Raw genomic sequence first — 15,181 nt, forward strand, 5'->3', positions numbered from 1 at the left:
GGGGCCCCGGGGGGGGGGGGGGGGGGGGGGGGGGGGGGGGGGGGGGGGGCCCCCCCCCCCCCCCCCCCCGCGTCCGGGGAGCCTCCCCCTCGGCGCTTGACTCTCGGGTTACGCGAGACGGCACAGTCATCTCCGTGGACAGGACGAACCTGCTGCCCATCGGGCAGTTCGCGCAGGCCAGTGGCCTATCGGTGACCGCGCTTCGGCACTACGACGCCAGCGGTCTGCTGGCCCCGGCGTTGGTCGACCCGGACAGCGGCTACCGCTACTTCCGGCGTGACCAGCTCCGGACGGCGCAGCTGATCCGCGCACTGCGGCAGCTCGGCATCCCGATCGAGCAGGTGCGGGGGCTGATCGCGCGCAGCGAGGGCGGCGAGGACATCGCACCGGCCCTGCGAGACCACCTGGGCGCGGCCGAGCGCCGGCTGGAGGTCCAACGCTCCGTCGTCCACAGCCTGTTGAGCCGACTGACCGAAGGAGCCGAGATGACCCACGGAGTCACCATCCGCCAGGGCGCCGCCGTACGGGCGCTGGTCCGCAGTGCGACGCTGGACCAGCCCGGCCTGGACCGGTTCATGCTTCCCGCCTACCGGGAGATGTACGCCGTCGCCGGCCAGGGCCCGCTGACCTTCGCGGGGCCGGCCTTCGCCCGCTACCACGGGCTCTGCGACGAGGAGAACGAGTGCCTCGTCGAGGCCTGCCTGCCGTTCACGACGGGCGGCGCGCAGCCGGCGGAGCTGCCGGAGGGGATGTACGTGCTGGACATCCCGGAGACCGCCTACGCCTTCACGGAGGTGACGGGCGAGGCGGCGACGTTCCCGCGGATCCACACCGCGTACGACGCCGTCGCGAACTGGGTCACCGAGCACGGCTTCGTCTTCGCCGGACCGGTCCAGGAGATCTTCCGGCACTGGACGGGCACGCCCGGCCACCCGGAGAACCGCCTGGAGATCGCCTGGCCGATCGGGGAGCCGGCGGCGGGCTGAGGCCGCCGGGAGCAGGGAGCCGGGCCGGCCCGGCTCCCTGCTCCTCCTCAGTGGCCGCCCTTCAGGTTGAGGACGACCACGCCGACGATGATCAGGGCCAGGCCCAGCCACTGGAGCCGGCCCAGCGACTCGCCGAAGGCGACCACGCCTATCCCCGCCACCGCGGCCGTTCCGGCACCGGACCAGACGGCGTAGGCGACCGACACCGGGATGTGCTTCAGCGCCCTGCCGAGCAGCGCGAAGGAGAGCACGTAGCCCACGGCGACGCCGATGCTCGGCCAGAGGCGGGTGAAGCCCTCGGTGAGCTTGAGGGCGCTGGTGGCGCAGACCTCGCTGACGATGGCGAGGGCGAGCAGAAGATAGGACATGGCCGGTCAAACCGTCGGCGCGGCGCCGAGCTTCCCGAGCAGCGCGAGGTCGGCGTGGACCAGGCTGTCGAGCAGCGTCACCCGGGAGCCGCCGGGGATCGTGACGTCGGACGACGGAACGGCGAGCACCGCGCAGCCCGCCGCGGTGGCGGAGGCGACGCCGGTCGGGGTGTCCTCGACGGCGACGCAGGCCGCCGGGTCCAGGCCGAGCCGCTCGGCGGCGGCGAGGTAGGGGTCGGGCGCGGGCTTGGTGCGCGGGGTGTCCTCGGCGGCGAGGGTGACGGCGAACCAGTCGCGGCCGATGGTGGAGAGCACCAGGTCGACCACCCGGCGCGGCGACGCGGAGACCAGCGCGGTGGGCACCCGGGCGTCCCGCAGCTCGGCGAGCAGGGCGAGCGCGCCGGGGCGCGGGACGGTCTCGGCGGCGACCTTGCCGGCGAAGGAGTCGCCGAGCCGGTCGGCGAGTTCTGCCTCGCTCAGCGTGGTGCCGCTGACCCTGTGCAGGTGGGCGGCGGTGTGCTCGACGGCCTGGCCGAGCACCTCGGGGACGTCGGAGTCCGTCAGTGAGTGGTGCAGCTCGTCGGCGAGTTCGGCGGCGGCCTGCCACCAGAGGTGCTCGGTGTCGACCAGGGTGCCGTCCATGTCGAACAGGACGGCGGCGGGCTTGCGGGAATCAGGCATGGCGGTACCTTCGGCGGTTCATCAGAAGAATGCGGACGGATCAGACCGTACGACGGTCCACCAGGACCGGACGGTCCGGGAGGGTCAGCGCGGCGCGGGCGCCGGCCGGCAGCGCGGCGGCGGCCTCGGTCGGCAGGTCGGCCTTGACCACGGTGGCGTCGTCGAGGCGGACGGTCAGCCGGGTGACGGCGCCCAGGAACGAGGCCGAGACCACCAGCGCGGGGCCGTCGGCGGCGGGGGTCAGCGTGACGTTCTCGGGGCGGACCAGCACGTCCAGCGAGCCGTCCGCCGGGACGACCCCGTCCACCGCGTGCCGGCGGCCGAGCACCTCGACGCCCTCGGCCGTGCGCAGGCACGGGATGCGGCTCATGGTGCCGACGAACTCGGCGACGAAGGCGGTGGCCGGGCGGGCGTACAGCTCGGACGGGGTGGCGCACTGCTCCAGCCGGCCGGCGCGCAGCACCGCGACGCGGTCGGCCATCGAGAGCGCCTCCTCCTGGTCGTGCGTGACGAACAGGGTGGTGATCCCCAGCTCCTGCTGGAGGCGGCGGATCTCCTCGCGCAGCGAGAGGCGCACCTTGGCGTCCAGTGCGGAGAGCGGCTCGTCGAGCAGCAGGACGCGCGGCTCCAGGGCGAGCGCGCGGGCGAGCGCGATGCGCTGCTGCTGCCCGCCGGACATCTGGTGCGGGTAGCGGTCGGCGTGCTGCGGCAGGCCGACCAGCTCCAGCAACTCCTGGGCACGCCTGCGCCGTTCGGCCTTGCCGGTGCCGCGCATCCGCATCCCGAAGGCGACGTTGTCGGCGGCGGTCAGGTGCGGGAAGAGGCTGTACGACTGGAACACCATGCCGGCGTCGCGCTTGTGGGCCGGGATCGCGGTGATGTCCCGGCCGTCCACCAGCACCTGGCCGGAGTCGTGCTGCTCGAAACCGGCCAGGATGCGCAGCGCGGTGGTCTTGCCGCAGCCGGACGGGCCGAGCAGGGCGAGGAGTTCGCCGGGGTGGACGGTCAGGTCGAGGCCGTCCAGGGCGGTGGTGGCGCCGAACGAGCGGCGCAGCGTGCGGAATTCGACGGTGGCGCCGCCGGAGCGGGTGGCGGTCTTCTCAACGGCGAGGGAGCTCATGGGGGTTCGTTTCTCCGAAGGAGGTCAGGACGTGGTCTTCTTGCCGCGCTCGCGGCCGACGGTGGCCAGCAGGAGCAGCAGCAGCCAGGTGATCAGCAGGCTCAGGATGGAGACCGCGACCGACATGTGGGCCTGGCTGTTGCCGACCGAGTAGATCCACACCGGGAAGGGCTGGTAGCCGAGGATCGAGGCGGCGGTGAACTCGCCGAGGACCAGCGCCAGGGTCAGGAAGGACGCGTTCAGCAGCGCGCCGCGCAGGTTGGGCAGCACGACGGTGAGCACCGCGCGCGGCCAGCTCGCGCCGCAGTTGCGCGCGGCCTCGACCAGGGTGCGCACGTCGACGGCGCGCAGTCCCGCGTCCAGCGCCCGGTAGGCGAGCGGGAGCGACATCAGCACGTAGGCGATGACCAGGACCAGCGGGAAGTCCGGGTCCTGGACGAACACGAAGGTCTGGAAGAACGGCGTGTCCATCAGGTAGTCCGGTCCCCACCGGAGCACGCCGATCAGGCCGGCGGTCAGCGCGACCGGCGGGACGACCAGCGGCAGGGTGCAGAGCACGTCGATCACCGGGCGCAGCCTCGGCGCGCCGAGCCGGACCGCGATCAGCGCGGGCACCAGCAGGAGCAGCAGCACCAGGACGGTGACGACGGCGAGCCCGAGGGTGAGCCAGAGGCTGTCCAGGAAGCCCTCGGCGCTCAGCAGGCCGGTGTACGCCTCGAAGGAGAAGCCCTTCGGGTCGTCGACCGAGAAGTAGCCGGCGGCGGCCAGCGGCACGACGAAGTAGACGCCGGCGAGCAGCAGGACGGCGCCGCGCCACCAGCGCACCCCGGGACGCCGGGAGGTTCGGGGGGTCGTCAGCTGAGCCATCGGGCACTCCGGCGCTGGAGGGGGAGGTACACGGCCATCACCAGGACGGCCACGACGATCATGTTGAGGCTGAGGGCGAGGGCGAGGTTGCCCTGGCCGACCAGGACGTTGCCGGAGAGCGCGTCCGCGATCGAGCGGCTGACCAGCGGGACGGTCGCGCCGACCATGGCGGCGGCGGTGGCGTACGCGGCGAAGGCGCTGCCGAAGAGCAGCACGAAGCCGCCGAGGAGCGAGGGCAGCAGGATCGGCAGTGCGACGTGGCGCCAGTACTGGACGGTGGTGGCCCGGTTGTTGTGCGCCGCCTCGCGCCACTGCACCCGCAGGCCGTCCAGGGCCGGGGTGATGGTGAGCACCATCAGCGGGATGAGGAAGTACAGGTAGACGATGGTCAGGCCGGTGAAGGAGTAGAGCGACCAGCCGTGGTCCGTCAGGTGGAGCAGCTTGGTGACCTCGCCCGCGTTGCCGAGGGTGGCGACGAACGCGAAGGCGAGCGGCAGTCCGCCGAAGTTGGCGAGCACCCCGGAGGCGGTCAGCACGGCCTGGCGCAGCCAGGTGTTCCGGGAGGTCACCACGGCCTGGGCGATCGGCAGGCCGATCAGGGTCGCGAGCAGTGCGGTGAGGCCGGACAGCTTGAGGCTGCTGACCATCGCCGTCCAGTACGCGCCCTGGACGGAGGCGGTGATGTTGTCGAGGGTGAACCGGCCGGCACCGCCCTCCGCGTCGCTGGAGGTGGTGAAGGCGCCGATCACGATGGCGACGGCGGGCAGGCCGAAGCCGATGACGAAGAAGAGGAAGAGCGGGACGGTGGCGAGCCAGGCGCCGCCGGGGCGCCGGCGGGTGCGCCGGCGGGGGGTGGGGGTGGTGGTCGTGGCGGTGGCGGACGCCCCCGCGCCGCCACCGAGGTCGGTGGCGGCGGGGGTGGTCGGCACCGGGGTGGGAGCCGTGGTCATGAGTCGATCAGCCCGTTCGGGTGTGCTGCGGCCGGGTGTCAGCCCGCGATGGCCTTGGTCCAGTTCTCGGTCACGACCTTCTTGGCGGCCGTGATCTGGTCCTGGGTCGGGAAGGTGGTGAACGGCTTCTCGACGGTGGGCAGCTTGGCGGCGGCCGCGGCGTCCAGGGAGCCGTCCTTCTTCAGGGCGTCGAAGGTGGCCGGGGTGGCGTAGCCGCCGAGGAAGAGGTTCTGGCCCTCGGCGCTGAAGAGGTACTCCTGCCACAGGCGGGCGGCCGCCGGGTGCGGGGCGTACTTGTTGATGCCCTGGTTGTAGAACTGGGCGTAGCTGCCGTCGGCGGGGACGGAGACCTTCCAGTCGACGCCCTTGTCCTTGAACTCGTCGGTGTAGCCGGCGTTCAGGTAGGACCAGTCGATCGAGATCGGGGTCTCGCCCTTCTCGATGGTGGCCGGGGTGGACTCGACCGGGTTGAAGTTGCCGGACTGCTTCAGCTTGCCGAAGAAGTCGATGCCGGGCTGGATGTTGTCCAGCGAGCCGCCGTTGGCGAGCGCGGCCGCGTAGACGCCGCCGAACGCGGAACCGGACTTGGTGGGGTTGCCGTTCAGCGCGACCTGGCCCTTGTACTCGGGCTTGAGCAGGTCGGCGAAGGTCTTGGGGCAGTTGGCGATCTTCTTGGCGTCGCAGCCGATGGAGATGTAGCCGCCGTAGTCGTTGACGCGGGCGCCGCTCGGGTCCTTCATGGTGTCCGGCACCTTGTCGAAGGTGGCGACCTTGTAGGGGGCGAGCAGGCCGTCCTTGACCGCCTGGAGCGCGAAGGCGCTGCCCAGGTCGACCACGTCGGGGGCGCGGTCCTGGCCCTTGCGGGAGGTGATCGCGTTGATCTCGTCCTGGCTGGAACCGTCCGGGTTCTCGTCCTCGATCTCGATGCCGTACTTGGCCTTGAACGAGTCCATGATCTTGCCGTAGTTGGCCCAGTCCTTGGGCAGCGTGATGACGTGCAGCTTGCCCTCCTTCTTGGCCGCGGCGACGAGGGCGTCCATGCCGCCGAGGTCGGCGGCCGAGGTGGCGTCCTTGGCGTCCTTGGCGCCGGCCTTGGCGGCGTCGCCGGACTTCGCGGCGGACGAACCGGCGGAGCCGCAGGCGGTGAGGGAGAGCGCGGCGGCGGTCAGTACGGCCGCGAAGGCGGCGGCGCGGGCACGGTGCACGGTCACGGGTCAGTCTCCTGATCGGGGGCGTACTGCGAGAGATGTCGAGATCGGGGGATCGGGTCGCGCGAGCGGCTCTTCGGGTCCCTGCGGCGGCTGTTCGAAACCGTCCGAGTTGACTAGCCAACTTCGCTGACGGGGGTAAGTACGCCGGAGCCCGGTGACGGGAAGGTGAACGGATGGCCCAGAACCGGAGTCGGCTGTGGGAACGGTCGAATCAGGCCACCGGGGAGTGATCAACCGGATGCGATGCTTCGAAGGCGCAGCGGGATAAGGTCGGGCTGTCCGCGCCGGTACGGCTGCGCAGGACACCGCCCCAGGAGGGACTTTGACTGACGTGGCACTGGAGCCCGAACGCCCCCAGGCCCCCCAGGCCCGCCCGGCCACCGAGGATCGCGCGGCCGGTGCGCTCTACCGCAAGGTGGCCGCCGACCTGCGCGAGGCGATCACCACCGGCGCCTACGGCGAGGCCGGCCGGCTGCCCGCCGAGGGCGCGCTGGCCGAGCAGTACGGCGTCTCGCGCGGCACCGTCCGCCAGGCGCTGGCCGTGCTCCGCTCGGACGGGCTGGTCACCTCCCGGCGCGGCACCCGGCGCGTGGTGCTCGGCACCGCCCGGGTGCAGAGCTTCTCCGAACTGCTCAGCTTCACGCACTGGGCGTACTCCATGGGGGAGGAGCCCGGCGGCATCCTGGACTCGCTGGTCCGCCGCCCGGCCGACGCCGCCGAGCGCGAGCAGCTGCGGCTGGAGCCGGGCTCCGAGGTGTACGTGACGGTCCGGCTGCGCACTCTCTCCGGCACGCCGGTGATGGTCGAGCGGACGATCTACCCGCCGCGGGTGGGCGAGATCGTCGCCCAGCTGCCGGCCGACGTGGTGTCGCACACCGAGGTCCTGCGCGAGCACGGCATCCTGTTCACCGACGCCGACCACACCATCGACGTCGTCGCGGCCAACGCGGAGGACGCCCGGCTGCTCGGCTGCCGCCGCGGCGGCCCGCTGCTGCGCGAACGGCGGCGGACCACCGACCCGACCGGCATGCCGGTGGAGTGGTCCCAGGACCGCTACCTGCCGGGAACGGTGGCCTTCAGCGTCCACAACTCGCTGGCCACGTCGGCTCTTTCGCGGCACGCCCGGGAGCAGGACTGACCCGGGAGCAGGACTGACCCGGGGGCGCGGCCTGCGGGCGGCCCGGCCGGGCCGCCCGCTCCCGCTCAGCGCATGAGCGACGCCAGCAGCGGGCGGAAGTGCTCGAAGTCCGGCGTGCTCGCGCCCGCCTCCTTGGCCTGCTCGTCCCAGCGGCGGACGGCGACCGCGTCCCCGGCGCCCGGGGCGGCGGCGAAGGCGGCGGCCTGCTCCGCACCCATCGGGCCGCCCTGCACCCGGAGCGTGAACTCGGAAGCTTCGGAGAGCCGTTCGCGGTACCCGGGCTCGACCGCGCACAGGTAGCGCTTGGCGGCCACGTGCAGGCGGACCGGCTCGGTGACGTCCGGGCCGAACCACTGGGCCAGCCACTGTGCGCCGGTGTCGCTGTGCCGGTTGTCCTGACCCTCCATCAGGTCCCGTCCGTGCGACGAGTCGTGGCCGTGCTCGTCGAGGAAGTGCCCGACGTCGTGCAGCAGTGCGGCCGCGACCAGGTGCGGCGCCGCCCCCGCCGCCTCCGCGAGCGCGCCGGCCTGGAGCATGTGCTCGGCCATCGTGACCGCCTCGCCCAGGTACTCGCCGGCGCCCACCCCCTCGAAGAGATCGGCGATCGCGTCCAGCGCGGCGGAACGGCGGTGCAGCACGGCGAGGGTGGAGAGGAGGGAGTCGAGGTCGGCGTAGCAGCCCTGGAGGTGGCGCGAGCCGTCCTGCTCGAAGGCCGTCCGGGCGTGCAGGAGGCGGGTGTTGTCGAAGATCAGGCAGTCGCCGCGGCCGAGGCGGAAGGTCAGCTGCAGCTCGGGACGGAGCGTGATGGCGGCGAAGCGTCGGTAGGCGGCGTAGAAGGCCTCCGGGTCGCCCGTCCGCAGCGTGCCGATCGACCGGTTGTTGAACCGCACCTCCCGGATCCGGCCCAGTGCGTCCACCCCGATCAGCGGACGGTCGGCGCGCAGCTCGGCGGAGCGGTCGCGGAAGGCGAAGGGGACGGGCGTGCGGGTGAGGACGGCGAAGTCCTCCGGCGCCTCCTCCCGGAGGAGCGCCGCGGCCTTGAAGCCGTCCACCAGGCCGGAGTCGCCGCCGGTCGCCGAGTTCTCCAGGCAGTGCAGCAGCTGGAGCGTCGGCACCGGGTCCCGGTAGGGGTTGTCCGTGTGCGGGGTGATCGCGACGCTGGTGAAGGCCAGGTTGTTCGGGTCGGGCTCGACCCGGACGTCGAACAGCTCGCCGTAGTTGGTGACCCGCACGTACCCGAAGGTCCCGGCCACCTCCAGCACCTGCCGCTCGACCGCCGGCACCCCGCGCAGCACGGCGAAGCCGCTGCGCCGGACGGCGCCGAGGACGGCCGCCTGCTCGGCCGGGTCGGCCAGGTACGCCGCCCACTCCGCCTCGGGGATGCCGCGGGCGAAGTCCGCCGCCGCCCAGAGCCGCTTCTCCGTCTCCGTCCGCCCGTCCCCGTCGGCGGGCCGCTCCAGCCACTCCAGCGGGTAGCGTGACCGGTGCCCGTCCGACCAGAGCACCTCCAGGTGCCCGTTCAGCTCGGCCTGTGCGGCGACGGCGAGATCGTCCGGCAGGTCGGTGATCTGGAACAGTTTCTGCCCGTTGCGCGGATCCCGGCACTCGGCACACGGGCAGTTGTCGCGCAGCCAGTACGGCGGCAGCTCGGTCACGACGGTTCTCCTCCTCGACGAAGCGGCAGGGGAGTTGTATAGCCAACTTCACCCCCTTCGCCGGGAGCCTGCCGCCCCCCGGTGATGTCCGCGTGCCGCGCAGGTGAACGCCGGGGGAACTGTGCCGGGAGGTCGCCCGGGCGCCGGCGGCAGGACGCCCTGCCCGGCCGCGCCGTCCCGCGGGCCCGGTGCCGGCCGCCACCGACGGCCCATTCCTCCGCCCGGCTCCCGGGGCGGGTGGCGGGCCGTTCGGGTGACGGGGCGGATCGCCGCGCGTTTCGGTGAGGGGGAGGGGCGGGTGCTGCGGCACTGTCGGAGCGGATTTCCCCGACGCGAGAGGCGGCCGGTCATGGCTCACCCCACCACCGATACACCTGCAGCCTCGGGGCATACCGGGCTGAAACGGGAAGTCGGGATGATCGGGCTGCTCTGGGCCTCGGTCGGGGCGATCATCGGGTCCGGGTGGTTGTTCGGGGCGGAGAAGGCGGCGGTGGCGGCGGGGCCGGCGGCGCTGATCTCGTGGGGCATCGGTGCGGTGGCGATCATCCTGCTCGCGCTGGTGCACGCCGAGCTGGGCGGGCTGTTCCCGGTGGCGGGCGGCACCGCGCGGTACCCGCACTACGCGTTCGGCGGATTCGCGGGGATGTCGTTCGGCTGGTTCACCTGGCTGCAGGCGGCGACCATCGCGCCGATCGAGGTGCAGGCGATGATCAACTACGCCCAGCACTGGTCCTGGGCGGACGGCCTGCTGAACCCCAACCAGACGCTGACCACCGAGGGGTTCTTCGTCGCGGCCGCCCTGCTGGGCGTCTTCGTCGCGATCAACTTCCTCGGCGTGCGGCTGCTCGCGCACACCAACAGCGTGGCCACCGTGTGGAAGGTCCTCGTCCCGGTCCTGACCATCTTCGTGCTCGGGTTCACGGAGTTCCACGGCTCCAACTTCACCTCCCACGGCTTCGCGCCGGACGGGGCCAAGGGCGTGCTGGTGGCGATCAGCACCAGCGGGGTGATCTTCGCGCTGCTCGGCTTCGAGCAGGCCATCCAGTGGGCGGGTGAGAGCCGCAACCCCCGCAAGGACATCCCCCGGGCCGTCCTCGGATCGGTCGTGATCGGCACGCTCATCTACGTCCTGCTCCAGGTGGTGTTCATCGGCGCCCTGCCACCGGAGACCTTCGCCGGCGGCTGGACCAACCTCGACTTCCCCGGGATCAGCGGGCCGTTCGCGGGCCTCTCGACGCTGATCGGCCTGGGCTGGCTGGCCACCGTCCTGCGCATCGACGCGATCATCTCGCCCGCCGGTACCGGGCTGGTCTACATCACCTCCAGCTCGCGGGTCACCTACGGCCTGAGCCGCAACGGCTACGCGCCGCAGACCCTGCAGTTCACCGACAAGCGCTCGGTGCCGTGGCTCGGCCTGATCATCGCCTGGGTCGCGGGCGTGCTCTGCTTCCTGCCGTTCCCGAGCTGGCAGCGGCTGGTCGGCTTCATCACCTCGGCCGTCGTGCTGATGTACGCGGGCGCGCCGCTGGCCTTCGGCGTGCTGCGCAAGCGGCTGCCGGCACTGGAGCGGTCGTACCACCTGCCCGGCGGCACGATCATCTCGCCGATCGCCTTCGTGGTGGCGAGCCTGGTCATCTACTGGGCCGGCTGGGACACCCTCTGGCGGCTGGGCCTGGCGATCCTGATCGGTTACGTGCTGCTCGGCGGGTACTCCGCCTACTCGGTGTCGAAGGGCGTGCCGAACGCGCCCCGGATGGACTTCAAGGCCGGGCAGTGGCTGCCGGTCTACCTGGTCGGCATGGGACTGACCTCCTGGCAGGGCACCTTCGGCGAGGGGTCCCAGGGCAATCTGCCGCTCTGGTGGGACATCCTCGTCGTGGTGCTGTTCTCCCTGGTGATCTACTACTGGGCCCTGGCGGTCGCGCTGCCGGTGGAGGAGATCGAGCGGAACATCCGCGGCGTCGAGGTGGTGGACGCGGGCGGCCACTGAGCGGCCCCGCCGGAGCGGCCCCCGTGCGGAAGCGGGGGCCGCTCCGGCGTTCTCAGGCCCGGACGTCCGCCCAGGCGGCCTCGGCGGCGGCCAGGGCCGGCCCGGCGTCCGTCCCGGTGACCGTGGCCAGGGCGGTGAGGAAGCCCCGGACGGTGGCGGGGGAGGCCGCCGGGCCGTAGTGGTTGAGCCGGAGCATCGTGGTGGCGAGGGCGCCGCCGCCGGGCTGGACCGGCAGGGTGGGGTCGAGACGGAGCAGCTCGGCGGTGAGGGCCGTGGCGGGCAGGCCGTCCGGGGTGCGCAGGGTGGTGGCGACCGGGGCGGCGTGGGCGTCCTCGGGCACGAACGGGGTCAGCGCGGCGAGGGCCCGGACGCCGGCGCGGGTGGCGGCGGAGGCGGCGCGGTGGCGGGCGATGACGACGGGCAGGCCGTCGGCGTCGATCCGGTCCAGGCACGCGCCGAGGGCGAGCATCTCCAACTGGGCCGGGGCGTGCGGGAGCACGGTGCGCCCCGCGTCCGTCCAGCGCTCCTTCCAGTCCAGCAGGGAGAGGTAGGAGCGGCGCGGCGCGGCCGGGTTGGCGGCGATCCGCTCCCAGGCGCGGTCGGAGACCGAGACGGCGGAGACCCCGGCCGGGCCGCCCATCGCCTTCTGGCCGCCGATCACGCAGAGGTCGACGCCCCACGCGTCGGTGAGCAGCGGTTCGGCGGCCACCGAGGCGACCGCGTCCAGCATCAGCAGCGCGCCGTGCTCCCGGACCACGGCGGCGATCCCGGCGACCGGGTTGGTGTTGCCGGTGGCGGCCTCGGCGTGGACGAGGGAGACGAAGTCGATCGCCGGGTTCTCCCGCAGGGCCTGCGCGACCTGCTCGGGGGTGACCGCGCTGTCGAACGGGACGGCGAGGTCGACGACGGTCGCCCCGCAGTCGCGCAGCCAGTTGCCGAAGGTCTGCCCGTACGGGCCGGTGACGATGTTCAGCGCGGTGGAGCCCGGGTGCGCGGCGCCCCTGATCGCGGCCTCCAGCGGCAGCAGCGCCTCTCCCTGGGTGACGATCACGTCCGCGGTGGTGTGCAGCAGCGCGGCCACCTGGTCCTCGATCGCCGCGAAGTCGGCGGCGGTGAGCGGGGGCAGGTCGAGGAAGGGACTCACGGGTGACGGGCCTTTCGCCGGGCGGGTGGTCGGTGCGGGAACGAGTGTGCCGCATTCTCACTGCTTACACGTGGCGTCGGCGTCGGTAGAGTGCGGGACATGAGCGATGGCGCGGTGCTGCACGTCAGGGGTCGGGTGCTGGTGGGCCCGGAGGACGTCCGTGACGAACTCTGGGTGGTGGGCGGCCGGGTGGCGTTCGAGCGCCCGCCGGGCGCCGCCGACGTCCGGACGGTGACCGGCTGGGTGCTGCCCGGTCTGGTGGACGCGCACTGCCACGTCGGCCTGGACGCGCACGGCGCGGTCGACGCCGCCACCAGCGAGAAGCAGGCGGTCACCGACCGCGACGCCGGCACCCTGCTGATCCGCGACGCGGGCTCGGCCGCCGACACCCGGTGGATCGACGACCGCGAGGACCTGCCCCGGATCATCCGGGCCGGCCGCCACATCGCCCGTACCCGCCGCTACATCCGCAACTACGCCCACGAGATCGAGCCCGGCGACCTCGCCGCCTACGTCCGGGCCGAGGCCCGGCGCGGCGACGGCTGGGTGAAGCTGGTCGGCGACTGGATCGACCGCGAGCGCGGCGACCTCGCCGCCTGCTGGCCCGGGGACGCACTGGCCGAGGCGATCGCGGCGGCGCACGAGGAGGGCGCGCGGGTGACGGCGCACTGCTTCGCCGCGGAGTCGCTGCCCGACCTGCTGGCGGCCGGCATCGACTGCGTCGAGCACGCCACCGGGCTGACCGAGGAGCTGATCCCGGCCTTCGCCGAGCGCGGGGTCGCGATCGTCCCGACGCTGGTCAACATCGCCACCTTCCCGGGCCTTGCGGCCGGCGGCGAGGCCAGGTTCCCGGCCTGGGCCGCGCACATGCGCCGGCTGCACGAGCGCCGCTACGCCACCGTGGGCGCCGCGCACGACGCGGGCATCCCGGTCTTCGTCGGCACGGACGCGGGCGGCTCGCTGGCGCACGGCCTGGTCGCGGACGAGGTGGCCGAGCTGGTGAAGGCCGGGCTGACCCCGGCCGAGGCGCTGTCCGCGGCCAGCTGGGGCGCGCGCCGCTGGCTGGGCCGGCCGGGCCTGGAGGAGGGCGCGCCGGCCGATTTCGTGGTCTACGACGAGGACCCGCGGGCCGACGTCCGGGTGCTGGCCGATCCCCGGCTGGTGGTGCTGCGCGGCCGCCCGGTGGGGTGACCGTCCGCTCCGGGGCGGGGCGGCGGCCGGGCCTGCCGGAGTGAGCGCCGCGCCGCGGGCGGGGGTGATCGCCCGGCGCGGCCGGGGGACCGTTCCCGTCGTGCGTTCGAAGATCATCCGGGTGAACGCGCTGTCGGCGTAGGCCGATAGGGTGGCGGCCATGGCACCGCGTCCACTGAACGAGATCGTCGAGCCCGGCTGGGCCACCGCGCTGGAGCCGGTCGCCGGGCGGGTCGCCGCCATGGGCGACTTCCTCCGCGCCGAGCTGGCCGCCGGCCGCACCTACCTGCCCTCCGGGCCGAACGTGCTGCGCGCCTTCCAGCAGCCCCTCGCCGACGTGCGGGTGCTGATCGTCGGGCAGGACCCCTATCCGACCCCCGGCCACGCCGTGGGGCTCAGCTTCTCGGTCGGGCCGGAGGTGCGGCCGGTCCCGGCCAGCCTGATCAACATCTTCCAGGAGTACGGGAGCGACCTCGGCCTGCCGCAGCCGTCCAACGGGGACCTCACCCCGTGGACGCGGCAGGGCGTGCTGCTGCTCAACCGTGCGCTGACCACCGCGCCGCGCAAGCCCGCGGCCCACCGGGGCAAGGGCTGGGAGGAGGTCACCGAGCAGGCGATCCGGGCGCTGGTGGCGCGCGGCGGCCCGCTGGTGGCGATCCTCTGGGGGCGCGACGCCCGCAACCTGCGCCCGCTGCTGGGGGAGGTGCCGGCCATCGAGTCGGCGCACCCGAGCCCGTACTCGGCGAACGGCGGCTTCTTCGGCTCGCGGCCGTTCAGCCGGGCCAACGAGCTGCTGGTGCGGCAGGGGGCGCAGCCGGTGGACTGGCGGCTGCCGTAGCCGTTCCGTCCGTCAGTGCCGGGCGTCAGTGCCGGGCGTCAACCTCACTCGAACGGGTGAAATGACGTTCTGTGTGACTCATGTGACGGATTGTTCGAGAAGACTGGCGGCTCGTCGTTCAGAGCAGCGGCCCCTCGCCCCGCGCCGCGGGTGAGGCCGGAGGCCCGCTCAACCGAGACCACCACCCGTGGGGGTACCGCCATGTCCTCGTTCCGTCCCGTCGCCGCCGTCGCGGCCGCCACCGCCGCGGTGTCGGCCCTGATAGCCGTGCCCGCCGCGCACGCCACCGGGCCGACGCCGCAGCCCGCCGCGCCGTCCGGCAGGGCGCGCGCCGTCACCGCCGAACTCGACCTGGACGTCAGCCTGTTGAACAAGACGGTGGACGTCCCGGTGAACATCGCGCTCAACAAGGTCGAGACCCCGGCCCAGCGCGACAGTTCCGTCCTCACGGCCAAGGTCGACGGGGTGGAGCAGCAGGGCCCGGTCACCCTGGTCAAGGCGGACGTCGGCACGTCGGTGACGAAGTCCGACGCCAAGGGCACCTCCGCCTCCGTCCGGCTGGTCAACGCGGACGTGCACGCCCCCGGCCTCCCGGCCACCACCCTGCTGGGCCTGGAGGCGCTCAGCTCCGAGGCCACCTGTCCGGTCGACGGGCAGCCGACCGCCGACGTGGTCGCGCCCGCCAGGCTGACCGTCCTCGGCAAGCCGGTCACCCTGAGCCTGTACGGGCCGACCAAGGTGGACGTCCCGCTGGTCGGCAGCGTCTCGGTGGAGTTCTCGAAGCGGACCACCACCTCGACCACGGCCGCCGCCTCGGCCCTGGAGGTGCAGATCGAGGTGAACCCGCTCAACCTCAACGTCGCCAAGGTCACCGGGAGGATCACCGTCGCCTCGGTGAGCTGCGAGAAGCCGGGGGCACCGACCGTGACCCCCTCCTCGACTCCCTCCACCCCCCTGCCGACGGGCACCCCGGCCGTTGAGCCCGTCGCCGACGCGACCACGGCCGCCGCCGCCCCGCGCGCGGCCACCGCCACCGCCTCCG

At 73.3% G+C, this 15,181-nt stretch carries 14 protein-coding genes; 6 read left to right on the forward strand and 8 right to left on the reverse strand.

Annotated features, from left to right (window positions below; all coding sequences use genetic code 11):
• Positions 1-134 precede the first annotated feature (134 nt).
• The gene (locus tag ACFC1F_RS38290; protein ID WP_376165594.1) at positions 135-986 is read left to right on the forward strand and encodes a MerR family transcriptional regulator; all 852 of its coding nucleotides are present in this window, start codon (positions 135-137) and stop codon (positions 984-986) included.
• A gap of 47 nt (positions 987-1,033) precedes the next feature.
• On the opposite strand, the gene ACFC1F_RS38295 is transcribed toward ACFC1F_RS38290, so the two are convergent.
• From ACFC1F_RS38295 to ACFC1F_RS38320, 6 genes are read right to left on the reverse strand one after another with little or no spacing between them, the layout of a single operon-like run.
• Positions 1,034-1,354: a multidrug efflux SMR transporter gene (locus ACFC1F_RS38295; RefSeq protein WP_209411744.1), complete on the reverse strand. Its 321-nt coding sequence runs from the start codon at positions 1,352-1,354 to the stop codon at positions 1,034-1,036.
• A 6-nt stretch (positions 1,355-1,360) separates the two neighbouring features.
• Entirely contained in the window at positions 1,361-2,035 is a 675-nt protein-coding gene (locus ACFC1F_RS38300; RefSeq protein WP_376165596.1) for an HAD family hydrolase, read from the reverse strand.
• A gap of 40 nt (positions 2,036-2,075) precedes the next feature.
• A complete protein-coding gene (locus ACFC1F_RS38305) occupies positions 2,076-3,155 on the reverse strand; it encodes an ABC transporter ATP-binding protein (protein ID WP_376165598.1) in 1,080 nt (359 codons plus the stop codon).
• Between the two features lie 24 nt (positions 3,156-3,179).
• The gene (locus ACFC1F_RS38310) at positions 3,180-4,022 is read right to left on the reverse strand and encodes an ABC transporter permease (RefSeq protein WP_376165600.1); all 843 of its coding nucleotides are present in this window, start codon (positions 4,020-4,022) and stop codon (positions 3,180-3,182) included.
• Complete coding sequence (locus tag ACFC1F_RS38315; protein WP_209411748.1) at positions 4,010-4,972, reverse strand: ABC transporter permease subunit; 963 nt, start codon at positions 4,970-4,972, stop codon at positions 4,010-4,012. Before ACFC1F_RS38315 ends, ACFC1F_RS38310 begins: the two co-directional genes overlap by 13 nt.
• Positions 4,973-5,010: 38 nt before the next feature.
• Positions 5,011-6,183 carry an ABC transporter substrate-binding protein gene (locus ACFC1F_RS38320; protein ID WP_376165602.1) on the reverse strand — a complete coding sequence of 391 codons (1,173 nt, stop codon included), beginning with the start codon at positions 6,181-6,183 and terminating at the stop codon, positions 5,011-5,013.
• Positions 6,184-6,514: 331 nt separating this feature from the next.
• Between ACFC1F_RS38320 and ACFC1F_RS38325 the strand changes: the two genes are divergently transcribed.
• Entirely contained in the window at positions 6,515-7,321 is an 807-nt protein-coding gene (locus ACFC1F_RS38325) for a GntR family transcriptional regulator (RefSeq protein ID WP_376165616.1), read from the forward strand.
• Positions 7,322-7,386: 65 nt separating this feature from the next.
• Here ACFC1F_RS38325 and ACFC1F_RS38330 read toward each other — a convergent pair whose 3' ends face one another.
• Entirely contained in the window at positions 7,387-8,976 is a 1,590-nt protein-coding gene (locus ACFC1F_RS38330; RefSeq protein ID WP_376165604.1) for a phosphonate degradation HD-domain oxygenase, read from the reverse strand.
• A gap of 415 nt (positions 8,977-9,391) precedes the next feature.
• On the opposite strand from ACFC1F_RS38330, the gene ACFC1F_RS38335 reads away from it, so the two are divergent.
• Positions 9,392-10,966 carry an APC family permease gene (locus tag ACFC1F_RS38335; protein ID WP_376165606.1) on the forward strand — a complete coding sequence of 525 codons (1,575 nt, stop codon included), beginning with the start codon at positions 9,392-9,394 and terminating at the stop codon, positions 10,964-10,966.
• Between the two features lie 52 nt (positions 10,967-11,018).
• Here the strand turns inward: ACFC1F_RS38335 and ACFC1F_RS38340 are convergent, their stop codons facing one another.
• Complete coding sequence (locus tag ACFC1F_RS38340; protein ID WP_376165608.1) at positions 11,019-12,110, reverse strand: pyridoxal-phosphate-dependent aminotransferase family protein; 1,092 nt, start codon at positions 12,108-12,110, stop codon at positions 11,019-11,021.
• A 99-nt stretch (positions 12,111-12,209) separates the two neighbouring features.
• Here ACFC1F_RS38340 and ACFC1F_RS38345 point away from each other — a divergent pair, with 99 nt between their 5' ends.
• From ACFC1F_RS38345 to ACFC1F_RS38355, 3 genes are all read left to right on the forward strand, one after another.
• Complete coding sequence (locus ACFC1F_RS38345) at positions 12,210-13,301, forward strand: amidohydrolase family protein (protein WP_376165610.1); 1,092 nt, start codon at positions 12,210-12,212, stop codon at positions 13,299-13,301.
• 160 nt (positions 13,302-13,461) lie between these two features.
• Positions 13,462-14,139: a uracil-DNA glycosylase gene (locus ACFC1F_RS38350; RefSeq protein ID WP_376165612.1), complete on the forward strand. Its 678-nt coding sequence runs from the start codon at positions 13,462-13,464 to the stop codon at positions 14,137-14,139.
• A gap of 201 nt (positions 14,140-14,340) precedes the next feature.
• Positions 14,341-15,181, forward strand: an 841-nt coding sequence (locus ACFC1F_RS38355) for an SCO1860 family LAETG-anchored protein (RefSeq protein ID WP_376165614.1), incomplete at its 3' end; no start/stop codon positions are given.

The organism is Kitasatospora sp. NPDC056181, from assembly GCF_042266225.1.
GTDB lineage: Bacteria > Actinomycetota > Actinomycetes > Streptomycetales > Streptomycetaceae > Kitasatospora.

Excerpts from the sequence above, each read along its gene's own strand:
- ACFC1F_RS38295 (WP_209411744.1), bottom strand. The coding sequence starts at position 1,354 with ATGTCCTATCTTCTGCTCGCCCTCGCCATCGTCAGCGAGGTCTGCGCC.
- ACFC1F_RS38300 (WP_376165596.1), bottom strand. The coding sequence starts at position 2,035 with ATGCCTGATTCCCGCAAGCCCGCCGCCGTCCTGTTCGACATGGACGGC.
- ACFC1F_RS38305 (WP_376165598.1), bottom strand. The coding sequence starts at position 3,155 with ATGAGCTCCCTCGCCGTTGAGAAGACCGCCACCCGCTCCGGCGGCGCC.
- ACFC1F_RS38310 (WP_376165600.1), bottom strand. The coding sequence starts at position 4,022 with ATGGCTCAGCTGACGACCCCCCGAACCTCCCGGCGTCCCGGGGTGCGC.
- ACFC1F_RS38315 (WP_209411748.1), bottom strand. The coding sequence starts at position 4,972 with ATGACCACGGCTCCCACCCCGGTGCCGACCACCCCCGCCGCCACCGAC.
- ACFC1F_RS38335 (WP_376165606.1), top strand. The coding sequence starts at position 9,392 with ATGATCGGGCTGCTCTGGGCCTCGGTCGGGGCGATCATCGGGTCCGGG.
- ACFC1F_RS38345 (WP_376165610.1), top strand. The coding sequence starts at position 12,210 with ATGAGCGATGGCGCGGTGCTGCACGTCAGGGGTCGGGTGCTGGTGGGC.
- ACFC1F_RS38350 (WP_376165612.1), top strand. The coding sequence starts at position 13,462 with ATGGCACCGCGTCCACTGAACGAGATCGTCGAGCCCGGCTGGGCCACC.